The organism is Streptomyces sp. Z423-1, assembly GCF_013009255.1.
GTDB classification, from domain to species: domain Bacteria; phylum Actinomycetota; class Actinomycetes; order Streptomycetales; family Streptomycetaceae; genus Streptomyces; species Streptomyces gossypiisoli.
Genome location: NZ_CP053109.1, coordinates 6,169,547 through 6,182,083, shown reverse-complemented (window position 1 = coordinate 6,182,083; position 12,537 = coordinate 6,169,547). Strand labels below are relative to the sequence as shown.

General features: G+C 71.2%; 9 protein-coding genes. 4 read left to right on the top strand and 5 right to left on the bottom strand.

Features of this window, described 5'->3' with window-relative positions; translation table 11 throughout:
- Positions 1 to 194: 194 nt before the first annotated feature.
- The gene (locus HJD23_RS27770) at positions 195 to 3,497 is read right to left on the bottom strand and encodes a S8 family serine peptidase (RefSeq protein WP_171116384.1); all 3,303 of its coding nucleotides are present in this window, start codon (positions 3,495 to 3,497) and stop codon (positions 195 to 197) included.
- Positions 3,498 to 3,724: 227 nt separating this feature from the next.
- On the opposite strand from HJD23_RS27770, the gene HJD23_RS27765 reads away from it, so the two are divergent.
- Together HJD23_RS27765 and HJD23_RS27760 are read left to right on the top strand one after the other, a co-directional pair.
- Complete coding sequence (locus tag HJD23_RS27765; RefSeq protein ID WP_171116386.1) at positions 3,725 to 4,180, top strand: NUDIX hydrolase; 456 nt, start codon at positions 3,725 to 3,727, stop codon at positions 4,178 to 4,180.
- Between the two features lie 146 nt (positions 4,181 to 4,326).
- Entirely contained in the window at positions 4,327 to 5,469 is a 1,143-nt protein-coding gene (locus tag HJD23_RS27760) for a serine hydrolase domain-containing protein (protein WP_171116388.1), read from the top strand.
- Between the two features lie 3 nt (positions 5,470 to 5,472).
- Here HJD23_RS27760 and HJD23_RS27755 read toward each other — a convergent pair whose 3' ends face one another.
- The 4 genes from HJD23_RS27755 to HJD23_RS27745 all read right to left on the bottom strand — a co-directional run bounded on the left by HJD23_RS27755 (position 5,473) and on the right by HJD23_RS27745 (position 7,343).
- Entirely contained in the window at positions 5,473 to 5,733 is a 261-nt protein-coding gene (locus HJD23_RS27755; RefSeq protein WP_171116390.1) for a DUF397 domain-containing protein, read from the bottom strand.
- 3 nt (positions 5,734 to 5,736) lie between these two features.
- Entirely contained in the window at positions 5,737 to 5,862 is a 126-nt protein-coding gene (locus tag HJD23_RS44150) for a Scr1 family TA system antitoxin-like transcriptional regulator (protein WP_346770345.1), read from the bottom strand.
- Between the two features lie 175 nt (positions 5,863 to 6,037).
- Positions 6,038 to 6,799: a hypothetical protein gene (locus tag HJD23_RS27750; RefSeq protein WP_240980829.1), complete on the bottom strand. Its 762-nt coding sequence runs from the start codon at positions 6,797 to 6,799 to the stop codon at positions 6,038 to 6,040.
- A gap of 1 nt (position 6,800) precedes the next feature.
- Positions 6,801 to 7,343, bottom strand: coding sequence for a sigma-70 family RNA polymerase sigma factor (locus HJD23_RS27745; RefSeq protein WP_171116392.1), 543 nt, complete (start codon positions 7,341 to 7,343; stop codon positions 6,801 to 6,803).
- 227 nt (positions 7,344 to 7,570) lie between these two features.
- On the opposite strand from HJD23_RS27745, the gene HJD23_RS27740 reads away from it, so the two are divergent.
- Positions 7,571 to 8,587, top strand: a complete 1,017-nt coding sequence (locus tag HJD23_RS27740) for an aspartate-semialdehyde dehydrogenase (RefSeq protein WP_171116394.1) — start codon at positions 7,571 to 7,573, stop codon at positions 8,585 to 8,587.
- 218 nt (positions 8,588 to 8,805) lie between these two features.
- Entirely contained in the window at positions 8,806 to 12,525 is a 3,720-nt protein-coding gene (locus tag HJD23_RS27735; protein WP_232107662.1) for an ALF repeat-containing protein, read from the top strand.
- The last annotated feature ends 12 nt before the right edge of the window (positions 12,526 to 12,537 follow it).

Genomic DNA, 12,537 nt, shown 5'->3' with positions numbered 1-12,537 from the left:
GCTTCGACGGCCCCGTCGCGGGTGAACGACCGAATCGTGTCCACGGTGTCCGTACGGCTCGTGACCACCCTCGCCGGAACCGGACCGATCGTCACCGCGGACAAGACCGACGACGGCGGCGCCGTCGGCAGCGCAGGGCATGAGAAGGGGCGGGCGCCCGTACGGACGCCCGCCCCCGCTGCCGTACCGGTGACTTACGGCACGACCTTCTCGATCTTCACACTGCCGATGCCCGCGTCCGTCCCGCGCGCGTTGACCAGCCGTACCTGGCCGAAGAACTCACGTCCCTCGGGCGCGGCCGCGGCGGCCGTGACGCTGGCGGAGACCGTCGCCGAGTCGCCCGTGCCGAGCTTCACCGCCGCCGAGCCGTCGACGCTCACGCTGCCGAGGGCAGCGGAGAAGAAGACGTCCCGGTAGTCGTACGCGGTGGAGCCGGCCGGCACGCCGTAGCCGTAGACCTCGATGGTGTAGGTGCCGGCCTTCGGGGAGGCGACCGTCACCTGCTCCTCGGAGTCGCCGTCGGCGGACTGCCCGACCTGCTTGCCGCTCGCGTCGTAGACCGTCAGGTCAAGGTCGGCCGCCGCGTCCGAGACGTTGCCGATGACGACGTCGAGCGAGGCGGCGCCCTCGGGCACCTCGACCGTGCTGGTCTGGGTCTCACCCTGCTGGATCGTCGGGCGCGTGGTCTTCGACGAGCCGAGCGGCCCGCCGACCAGCTTGCCGTCGATCGCGGCGTAGCCGTTGGTCACCTTCCAGGAGGCGGCGGCCGGGGTGCCGACCTTGGCCTCGGGCACGGTCACGGTCTCCGGGTCGAAGGCCGCGCCGAGGACGGTGACGTCCAGCTTGTACGGGTTGTCCAGCAGCGGCGACGTACGGCGCGACTCGACCTCGATCTCCCAGACGCCGGGCTGCGGGTCGGCGTACGAACGCACGTCGGGGCGGCAGGTGTTGGCCGGGTTGTCGTAGTTCGGGTAGCAGTTGATCGTCGACGTCGGGTCGAACGGGACGCCGTAGGGGTGGATGGCGATGAACCGGGTCTGGCTCTTGCCCTTCAGCCCGCCGAGCGCGACCTCCAGCGACTTGGCGCCCTCGGGCACGGTCACGAAGTACGACTTGGTGCTGTTGCGCTGCACCGAACCGGACGCCGAGTAGGTGTACTTCAGCGGCTGCGAGACGACGACCGTGTTCAGGATCTGCTTGTCGATGCCCTCGGTGCGCGGGTCGTCGACCTCCAGGATCGCGCTCTTCAGCCCGGCGGACCTCGGCGCGGCCTGCACCTTGACGGTGACCGGCTCGTTCAGCGGGAGCCGCACCCAGTCGGAGCCGACGATCCGGAAGGTCCGGCCCGCGTTGTTCTCGAAGTCCAGCTTGTGCCAGATGGCGCGGTCGGCGCCGGACGTACGGGTGATCGTGATCTCGTACGTCTTCTTCTGACCGGCCTTCAGGCCGCCCTCACGGTCGTACAGGCCGGTGCCGTAGCCCGGGGTCTTCAGGAACTGGTCGATCGCGGTGTCGACCGGCGCCTTCACCGCGTACGTGTGCGCGCTCGCCCCGTCGCGGATCGCGTCCCAGGCGTCCTCGATGTCGACCAGGCCCGCGCCCTCCTCGTACGCCTGCACACCCTTGATGTGGTCGGCGGTCGAGGTCAGCGCCGTGCGCAGGGTGGCCGGGGTGAGCTCGATGCCCTTCTGCTTGGCGGCGGACAGCAGCAGCGCTGCGGCGCCGGTCGCCTGCGGGGAGGCCATCGAGGTGCCCTGGAGCATGGAGTAGCCGGGCGGCAGGCTGTAGCCGGCCTCGGCGACCGGGCCGCCGGGCGACCAGGTCTGCGTGGTGTTGATCGCGGCGCCGGGCGCGGACAGCGTCGGCGTGAAGCCGCCGTCCTCACGCGGACCGCGCGAGGAGAACGGCAGCATCGCGTACCGCTTCTCCACCTTCGAGCCGTAGTTGGCGGCCCAGGTCTGCTTGGAGATGGTCGCGCCGACCGAGATGACCTTGTCGGCGAGGGACGGGTCACCGATGGTGTTGGCGCCGGGGCCGGAGTTGCCCGCGGAGATCACCAGCTGGACGCCGTACTCGTCGATCAGGCGCGTGTACAGCTCGGCGCGCGCGTTGTTGCCGTCGTTCAGCGCCGGGAGGCCGCCGATCGACATGTTGACGATGTCGACGCCCCGGTTGACGACCAGGTCGATCATGCCCTCGGTGAGGGCCACGTTGGTGCAGCCGCCGGACCAGGTGCAGGCCCGGGAGGAGACCAGCTTGGCGCCGGGCGCGGCACCGTTCATCTTGCCGCCGAACAGGCTGTTGGCGGCGGTGATACCGGCCACGTGCGTGCCGTGGGAGCCCTCGATGACGCCGATGTTGACGTAGTCGGCCTTGGCGCCGGCCGCGTTGTAGACGACGTCCTTGCGGATCTCGACCACGAACGGTATTCGCTCGACGATCTCGGTCGCCGGGTTGTCGGTGCCGAAGTAGCCGATCTGGAAGCCGTCCTTGTACGGCTTCATCGCGGTGTCGTCGGTGAAGTCGAGGTCGTCGTCCAGGTCGACGCGCGCGGTGCCCGACGCGGCGTCGTAGAGCACGCCCCAGACGTCCGTGGTGTCGCCGTCGCGGTTCAGGTCACCGGCCATGTCGCCACCGGTGGTGGCGGACTCGGCGAAGTAGCTGAACTTGTACGAGCCCTCGGGCGCCTTGAACGTCTCGGTGCCCAGGGTGGGCGTGGTGATGGAGAAGGTCGGGCCGCTGACCGAGGTGGTCATCCGGCGCCAGGTGCCGTCACCGTCGACGACCGGGTCCGTCGCGGTCACCCAGTCGACGATCTTCCGCTCGCCGGTCGTCGTCTTCTGCAGCGCGGGGTGGCCGAGGTCCACACCCGAGTCGAGGATGCCGATGGTGATACCGCGGCCGTCCGCCTTCGGGTGGTCCTCGACGAAGTCGACGGCACCGGTCTCGTAGGACGGGTTGTACGGGTTCTTGGCCGGGGTGTTCTTGCCGGGCGCGGGGTAACTGGCGGTGGCCCCGGTGCCCTTCGTGCTGCCCGCGTTCGGCCGCGGGTCCTCCAGCGGTATCTCCTGCTTCAGGTCGATGCCGTGCACGGAGGACAGCTTGGTGGCGGCGGCGATGGCCGCGTCCGCCTTGCCGGTGGGCACGGTGGCCCGGACGTAGCCGAGCTTGTCGTACGTACGGCCGACCAGGCCGCCGTCGACCGAGTCGAGCTGCTCGGCGACCTGCTCCGTCTTGCCCGGCGCGGTGGCGACCATCATGGTCACGCTCTTGTCGCCGTCGGCCTTGGCCTCGGCGAGCAGCTCGGCGTCGTCGGAACCGAGCTTGTCGTGCGCGGACTTCACGCTCGGGTCGGCCGCCGAGGGGGCCTGGTCCGCGGCGAGGGCCACGGGTATCGGTCCGGCCGCGGCCAGCGCGGCGACGAGACCAGCGGCCACGGCGATCCGGGCCACACGTCTCGTGCCCGGTATCGCATCGCTCTGGGGGGTGAGTGTCATCGGCATCCCTGGTTGGTAAGGAACGAGACAGTCCGGAATCCGGTCCCGGACGATCGCTCAGCCTTACGCAACAGGGGGATGTTTGGCGAGGGTTGACGGAATCGAAATGGAGGGATGGGGAAAACCCGCGATCGACATAGGAGGACACAGAGGATGAGCGGAACAATTCGGGTGCCGGGCGGCATTCCCGGACGGCATTCCGGGTCCACGCGGGGTAACGTCCCCTGGTGCGAAAGACGTTGAGGGTGGCGGCCTACGCCATATGCGTCCGCGACGGCCAGGTGCTGCTCGCCCGCTCCCCCGCACCCGACGGCACACCCGAGTGGGTCCTGCCCGGCGGCGGCATGGAACACGGTGAGGATCCCTACGACACCGTTCGCCGGGAGGTGCGGGAGGAGACCGGCTACCGCATCGAAGTCACCGGCATCCTCGGCGTCCACTCCCTCCACCGCACCTTCCCGGGCCGCCGCTTCCGCCCGGCGACCGACCACCACGGCGTACGCCTGGTGTACGAGGGGACGGTGGTCGGCGGTGAACTGCGCCATGAGATCGGCGGTTCCACCGACATGGCCGCCTGGCACGACCTCGACGCCGTATCCGGCCTCCGACGCATCGGGCTGGTCGACCTGGGACTGCGGCTGTGGCGGGAACGCCCGGCGGCGGGGCGCGTCGACCTGACGTAGGAAACGGGCACCGAGCCGGTCCTGAAAAAGGCTGAAACCCGCTCAACTGGTACGGGCGCCAGCAACCTTCACGCAGCCCTCATGGTTTCTCCCTCCGACCGTGTCGTGATCCGAAAAGGATCCGAGAGGATCAGATGGGGGAAGACATGAGAAGCGTACGAGTGACCGTGGTGGCGGCGACGGCCGTGGCGCTGTCGGTCGCCCTGGCCGGTCCGGCCCTGGCGGCACCCACCGGGGGCGGCCACGACGCGACCCGCGAGGCGCTCCGCGCCGCCGTCAAGGACGGGGTGCCGGGCGTGACGGCCACCGCCAAGGACGCGCACGGCGCCTGGCGGGCGACCGAGGGCGTGGGGAACCTGCGCACCGGCGAGCCGCGTTCGACGGCCGACCGGTACCGGGTGGGCAGCATCACCAAGACGTTCGTGGCGACGGTGCTGCTCCAGCTGGAGGCGGAGGGCACGCTGTCGCTGGACGACACGGTGGACGAGTGGCTGCCGGGCGCCGTGCGGGGCAACGGCCACGACGGCCGGAAGATCACGCTGCGCCAGCTGCTCAACCACACCAGCGGCATCTACGACTACACCTCGGACGAGGAATTCGGCCGCACGTACTTCCTCAAGGACGGCTTCTTCGAGCACCGCTACGACACGAAGAAACCGGCCGAGTTGGTGGCGATCGCGATGGCCCACAAGCCGGACTTCGCGCCGGGCACGTCCTGGAGCTACTCCAACACCAACTACGTCCTGGCCGGGATGGTGATCGAGAAGGCGACGGGCCGACCGTACGGCGCCGAGATCCGCGACCGCATCCTCAGGCCGCTGCACCTGAACGCCACCTCGGTGCCCGGCACGCGGGTCACCGTGCCGCGGCCCAGCAGCCGCGCGTACAGCAAACTGGCCGAGACGGCGACCGGCCCGACGTACGACGTCACCAGGCTCAACCCGTCCCTGGCGTACGCGGCCGGCGAGATGATCTCCGACTCCGCCGACCTCAACCGCTTCTACCGGGCCCTGCTGGGCGGCAAGCTGCTGCCGCCGGAGCAGCTGAAGGCGATGAAGACCACGGTCGCCATAGACGGTGCCCCCAACGTCGGCTACGGACTGGGCCTGCTGGACCGCGAGCTGTCCTGCGGCGTGCACGTCTGGGGCCACGGCGGCGGCATCCACGGCTCCTTGTCGGAGGCGGTCACCACCCCGGACGCCCGCCATTCCCTCGCCTTCAACTTCAACGGCGACTGGGCGGGTGACAGCGAGGCGGTGATCGAGGCGGAGTTCTGCGGCGACCGGTAGCCGTCACAGGTGCGCGATGAAGGCCGACCAGGCTGTTGCGGGGAGGAGGAGGACGGGGCCGGTGGGGGCCTTCGAGTCGCGGATTGCGATGGCCTGGTCGGTGGGGCGGTGGGCTATTTCTACGCAGTTCTGGCCTCCGGAGTCGCTGTAGGAGGACTTGATCCAGGCGGCTTCGAGGCAGTTGGTTCCCGTCCCGTCGCTGTAGGAGGACTTGAACCAAGCCTGCTGCTGGGCGAGTTGGCGGGCAAGCGGGTGCGCGGGCATGGTCTACAACTCTCGTTCTAGTCGGTGGAGGAAGTCTGGCGTGTCCTCTGGAGGCAGCGCCGATGCTGCCATGGCGTCGAACCGGCGGTGGAACCGGTCGACTTCGCGAGGTTTGTCCGACGTGGACACGGAGCCCCAGGCGCTGTCGGTCTGAACGCGCGAGGGGAACTCGTCCCCGAAGCGACGATCGACAAGGAACCCGGCGATGAGGACGGCAGGGGACTTCTGGTCGTGTCCCGTATCGCCGCCGAACTGGACTGGTTCCTGCGTCCGGACGTCGGCAAGACGGTCCGCGCCCGCCTGACTATTCGCAGGGTGTCGCACCCGCCTGTGGCAACGTCCGGATGAGCAGCGGGCGCTGCCCGGCGATCGCGGCCTCGCCGACGAGCCAGAAGTCGGGGGACGCGCTGTCGCGGCGGATGACGACGAGGACCTGCTCGCCCTCGTCGAGGCCGGCGCTCGTAGGGATCACGAACCTGACCTCGGTGTCGGTCCGGGCCGGTTTGTAAGAGTGGGTCACCTCCAGGGTGACGCGTTCCTCACCGGTGCCGGGGACGGGCCGCGCGGACGTCACCTCGCCCTCGGCGACCAGGCGGGCGCAGGCGAGGTACTCGGCGGAGCCGAGGGGGCCGGCGGCACTGGAGGAGTCGGACTCGGCGCTGTCGGCGGCGGCCCCGGAGGTCTCCGTCACGCCGCCACCCGCCTGGCCGAGCAGCCAGCCCAGGCCCACCACCATCGCCCCGGCGGCCGCGACCCCGACCGCGCCGAGGGCGAGGGCGAAGGGACGGCGGCGGTGCGGGCGTACCCGGACCGGCGGCGACGGGGACTTCGCCGGTTCCTCCGAAACCTCCGGTACCTCGGGTACCTCCGTCAGCGCCTCGCCGAGGATCCCCAGCTGCTCCCGCAGCAGCGCCACGTCCGCCGCCGCCGACCGGTGCTCGGCCATGAAGGCGGCGTCGGCGCGGGCCGCGTCGGGCAGCGGCTGGTCCGTGAGGACGGCCATCAGCGGGTCCACGCCGGTGCCCTCGCCGTCGTAGCCGCCGTAGCCGTCGTGTTCGACGGTCACGTCACACCACCTCGTCCTCGTGCAGGCGGGCGCGCAGGGCCCGTACCGCCGTGTGCAGCCTGCTCTTGACCGTGCCCTCCGGGATGCCGAGCTCCTCGGCGATGGAACGCACCGGCAGATCGGCGTAGAACCGCAGGACGAGGACCTGACGCTGGGCGTCGGGCAGCTCGTCCAGGCCCTGGGCGACCGCGAGGGACAGCAGGCTGGTGTCCTCGCCGGAGGGAGCGTGCTCCGGCTGGCGCAGCGACGCCAGGCGTTCCCCGAGGCGCTCCTGCCTGCGTTTGGCGCGGTGCCAGTCCATGGCGAGGTTGGAGGCGACGACCGCCGCCCACGCGGAGACGTCACGCGGCGCCTCGCGGCCGTCGGCGGCCCGCTCCAGCAGCCGCAGGCGTACCTGCTGCACCCCGTCCGGCAGGTCCGCCTGCGGCACCCCGCCGAGCGCGAGCACCGCCCGCACCCGGCGCTCCTGGGCCGCGTCCAAGGGATCCCCGACATCACCGTGCACGTCGCCCCCCTGGCCGCGGCGCGCCTTTCCGCGCAGCACCGCACCCCCTCTCCTCGCACGAGGTCCGCGTTTCCCCTATGACGCCGGGACGGGCGGAAACGTTCGGCTCGCCCTCGGGTAGGCATCAGTGGCGTATGTCACGGAGGCCTCGTCCCACTACGCGGGCACAAGCCCAAAGGATTGGACACAGGGGCCCAGGTGCCCCGCATGATGGAAAGGCCCCGGTCAGGGAAGGGGCGCCCCGTAAGCCACGCAAAGGAGTCGTCGTGAGGGTCGGAATCGTCGGAGCCACCGGTCAGGTCGGCACGGTCATGCGCAGGATCCTCACGGAGCGCGACTTCCCGGTGACGGAGCTGCGTCTGTTCGCCTCGGCCCGTTCGGCGGGGACGGTCCTGGACGGCGTGACCGTCGAGGACGCGGCCACGGCCGACTACACCGGCCTGGACATCGTCCTGTTCTCCGCGGGCGGCGCGACCTCCAAGGCGCTGGCCGAGAAGGTCGCCGGGCAGGGCGCGGTCGTGATCGACAACTCCTCCGCCTGGCGCCGGGACCCGGAGGTGCCCCTGGTGGTGTCCGAGGTGAACCCGCACGCGATCGCGAGCCGCCCCAAGGGCATCATCGCCAACCCGAACTGCACGACGATGGCCGCGATGCCGGTGCTGCAGCCGCTGCACGCGGAGGCGGGGCTGGAAGCCCTGGTCGTCGCCACCTACCAGGCCGTGTCCGGCTCCGGCCTGGCGGGCGTCGACGAGCTGTTCGAGCAGGTCAAGAAGGTCGGTGAGGACGCGCCGAAGCTCACCCACGACGGCTCGGCGGCCGAGTTCCCGGCGCCGAACAAGTACGTCGCGCCGATCGCGTACAACGTGCTGCCGCTGGCCGGCTCGATCGTCGACGACGGTCTGAACGAGACCGACGAGGAGCAGAAGCTCCGCAACGAGTCCCGCAAGATCCTGGAGATCCCCGAGCTGAAGGTCTCCGGCACCTGCGTGCGCGTCCCGGTCTTCAGCGGCCACTCGCTCCAGGTCAATGCCCGTTTCGCCCGCCCGATCAGCGTCGAGCGCGCCAAGGAGCTGCTGGCCGGCGCCCCCGGCGTGGCCCTGACCGACGTCCCGACCCCGCTCCAGGCGGCCGGTCAGGACCCGTCGTACGTCGGCCGCATCCGCCGCGACGAGACGGTGGAGAACGGGCTCGCGCTGTTCATCTCCAACGACAACCTGCGCAAGGGCGCGGCGCTGAACGCGGTGCAGATCGCGGAGCTGGTGGCGGCGGAGCTGAGCGCGTAATACCTCCGGCGGTGCGGGCCCGGCCGCCCGCACCGGCTCCACCCACGTGCGGTGCGCCGCGCGGGAGCTGAACGGGCCGGTGCCCTGGCGAAAGCGATCGACAAACCCGATCAGGTTTCACAGGGCTGATCAACGCTGACATGATCACAACGTCTGCTATTCGTTGAGCGGCAACTCCCTTTGCCGCCAGCCGAGATGGGACGTTTGTGAATCACATCATGCATAGACGGCGAGCGGCGGGGAGAGCCCGGCGGGCAGCGCGTGCGCTGGCCGGGGGCCTGCTGCCGCTCGCCCTTGTCGTGGGCCTGCTGGGCGGTACGGCCGCCGCGGTCGAGGACCCCTTGTCCGACGAGGGGATGTTCAGCGGGCAGAGCGGCAGCCCCACGCCCCTCACCTCCCGCGCCATGGTCGTGGACCTGTACAAGAGCGGAGGTCCCGGGGTCAAGGCGGCCGCCGAGGCCGCTCTCACCGGGAGCGACGCGGACGTCGAGAACCTGCTCTCCACCGCCCGGGAGCTGGGAATCCAGGACAACCGCGTCGCCGCCGCACAACTCGCCGGCATCGGTGGCAGCGAGCTTCTCGACGCCGCGCGTACGGCGCTGTCGGGGACGCCGGAAGACCTCGAGACCTTCCTGTCCTCCGGCTGGGAGACGCCACTCCATCAGGACCAGCGCGTCCTGGTCGCGCAGATCATCAGCGTCGGCGGACCCAACGTCCAGGAGGCCGGCCAGGCCGCGCTGAGCGGTACACCCGAGGATGTCCAGGCATTCCTCGCGACCACCCAGTACGAGGCGCGGGAGCAGGACAACCGCGTCCTGGTCGCGCAGATCATCAGCACCGGCGGGACCAACGTCCAGGCAGCGGGCCGACTCGCGCTGAGAGGCACGCCGGAGGACATCCAGGAGTTCCTGGACGTCGGTCAGTACATCGCGCGCTCCCGCGACCAGGAACGGGCCACCGTCGCGCAGTTGGCGGCCCAGGCCAAGGAGGCCGGGCGCCAGGCCGCCAAGGAGACCAGCGCCGCGAAGGAGGCGTCGGCCAAGGCGGTCAAGGCCTCCGCGCTTGCCAAGGAAGCGGCGGAGAAGGCCGCCGAGGAAGCCTCGCTGGCCCAGCAGGACTCGGTCGACGCCGCAGCCGCCGCCGGGCGCGCCGCCAAGGCCGCCAAGGAAGCGGCGACCGCGGCCCAGCAGGCCATCGCCGCCGCCAACGCGGCCAACAACTCCGCCCGGATCGCGGCCAATGCCGCCGCTCAGGCAGCCGCCGCCGCGGCGGGGGCGGCGCAGGCTTCCTCCAGGGCACGCAGCGCCGCGGCCGACGCGGCCCGTGACGCGGCCAACGCCGACGCGGCGCGCCAGGCCGCTCAGCAGGCACGGAACGCCGCCAAGGGCGCCGACGCCGCGGCCGACGCAGCCGACGAGGCGTCGAAGGCCGCAGCCGCGGCCGGCTCCGCGGCGCTCTCCGCCATCAGCGCCGGCGCCAACGCCGATCTGGCCGCCGCCGCGGCCGTCGAGGCCAGCAATTTCGCCGACCAGAGCAGCGCCCAGGCCGCCGAGGCCCGCCGCGCCGCCGCTGCCGCCAAGCGCCACGCCGCCGAGGCCAACCGGGCCGCGACCGCCGCCGAGGCGCTCGCCCGCAGAGCGGCCACCGCCGCCGCCGAAGCCCGCGACGAGGCCCGGTCCGCCGCCGCACACGCCAACGCGTCCGCCGCGGCCGCCGAGGAGGCCGCCGATCACGCGGGCGACGCCGCGACGGCCGCCGACAAGGCCACCGCGCACGCCAACGCGGCCACCACGGCGGCCAACACGGCCTCGAAGGCCGTCACCAAGGCTCAGGCGGTCTTCCAGCTCGCCCGCGAGGTGGAGGCAGAGGAGCTCAAGGGCCGTACCAACGCGGGCATCGAGCAGGCCCGCGATGTCAAGGAGGCGTACGACCTCCAGCAGGCGGAGCGCGCCTCGGCGGTCCAGGACGCCAAGGACCGAGACGCCGAGGCCCAGCGCCTGGCGGCCGCCGCCGCGCAGCCGGACGCCGATCCCGCCCAGATCGCGACCGACGGCCGCAAACTCGCTCTCCTCGCCATGCAGTACGGCGACGCCTGGAGCCGGGCCGCGGCCGAGGTGGCGCTCGCCAGTCCCGATGAGTACGTCGTCGACTACATCCGCAACGGCTGGCAGGAGGCCCGGGCGCAGGACGAGCGCTTCCGGGTCGAGCGCCTGGCCGAGGACAGCATCGTCAAGGCCGTACGGGACGCCGCCGAGGTGGCCCTGGCGGGCGACGACGCCACGGTCCACGCCTTCCTGACGCAGGGCCAGTACGAAGTCGGCGCGCAGGACTTCCGCGTCGAGATCGCCCGCATCGCCGACGCCGGTGGCCCCGTCCAGACCGACGAGGCCCGCGCGGCCCTGGCGGCCGGCACGCCCGCCGCGTACCGGGAGTTCCTGGCCACCACGCAGTACACCGCACGCACCCAGGACGAACGGGTCATGGCGGCCCAGCTGGTCTCCGCGGGCGGGCCGGAGGTCCAGGCCGCCGCGCGGATCGCCCTGGAGGGATCGCCCACCGCGCTGCACGCCTTCATCGTCCGGGGCCGGTACATGGCCGAGCGCAAGGACTTGCTGGCGACCACCCACATCGCGCAGGTCCAGCAGCTGATCGCGGAGGCGGCGGGAGTAGCGGCCAAGGCGCATCAGGACGCCGCCGAGGCCCAGGAGTCCGCGGCCCTGGCCCGCAAGGCGGCCGCCGAAGCAGCCGAGTACGCCCGGCAGGCGGACGCCGCGGCGGCCGACGCCCAGGTCTACGCGGACGAGGCGGACCGGCACGCCAGGGACGCGGAGGCGTCCGCCGCGCAGGCCGCCGAGTCCGCGAAGACCGCCCGTGCCGCGGCGAACAGCGCGAACGTCGCCGCCAACGACGCGGCTCTGTCCGCCGCCACCGCCACGGTCTCCTCGGAGATGGCGCAGACGTCCGCGTCCATCGCCTGGTCGGCCGCGAACGAGGCCCGCGCCATGGCCCAGGCGGCGAAGCAGGACTCCGCGGCCGCCCTCGCGGCGGCCAAGGACGCCTACTCGATCGCGGTCGAGAAGGTGAGGGCGGAGCAGGAGGCCCTCCGCAAGGCCGCCGTCGCCGCCAAGGAGAAGGCGGCGAACGATGCGGGTGCGCGGGCGCGCGAGATCTACCGCTGCAACTTCGTCGGCTGCGACGAGTACTACAACAACCACCCGCGCTGGTGCCAGCACAACGAAGTGCTGTGCGAGCTCGAGGTCTTCGGGCGTGAGTTCGCCTCGGCGATGGAGCAGCTCCACAACGTCACCAAGGAGCTCACCGGCCTGGGCGAGCTGGAGAGCTGCGCCGACAACCTCGACGTGCAGTCGTGCTGGATGCTGCTGGCGGACGTCACCGTCAAGTCCAAGATCAAGTGGGTGGAGCTGGGGTACGACACGCTCCGCAAGCTCTTCAAGGTCAACCGGGTCTGCAAGGGCGCCACGGTCGTGGACGCGACCACCTCCAGCGCGCAGGGCATGTCCACGCAGCTGGTGACGGCGGCGAGCAGCAGCCGCAGGTGGGCCTGCGGCGAGTTCATCAAGAAGTACGACGGCAACGGCATGATCATGGCCGACGCCCAGGACGGCGTCCTGGAAATCGCTGTGGAGCGCAACGACAGCACCACCAGGGGCTACCAGATGTTCGACGACGTCATGTCCCACTTCGGCGCCGAGAACATCCAGAAGATCGAGGGCAAGTGGGTCCCGGCCATGCCGACCAACCTGAACAAGTTCAACCAGCTGATCCGGGAGGGCATGACCGTGGAAGAGGCCGCGGCCCAGACCTTCACCGGCCGGAACGCGGCACGGTACGGGTTCACCAAGATCAGTAAGGTTACGCTCGAAGGCGAGCCCGGCAACTACAAGAACGTCCGAATCGACTTCGAGCGGCCGAGCTAGCAGAACGGACTC

What these genes read in the sequence shown, in the direction of transcription:
- HJD23_RS27755 (WP_171116390.1), bottom strand. Translation starts at nt 5,733, where the DNA reads ATGCCCGCGCACCCGCTTGCCCGCCAACTCGCCCAGCAGCAGGCTTGG.
- HJD23_RS27770 (WP_171116384.1), bottom strand. Translation starts at nt 3,497, where the DNA reads ATGACACTCACCCCCCAGAGCGATGCGATACCGGGCACGAGACGTGTG.
- HJD23_RS27760 (WP_171116388.1), top strand. Translation starts at nt 4,327, where the DNA reads ATGAGAAGCGTACGAGTGACCGTGGTGGCGGCGACGGCCGTGGCGCTG.
- HJD23_RS27735 (WP_232107662.1), top strand. Translation starts at nt 8,806, where the DNA reads ATGCATAGACGGCGAGCGGCGGGGAGAGCCCGGCGGGCAGCGCGTGCG.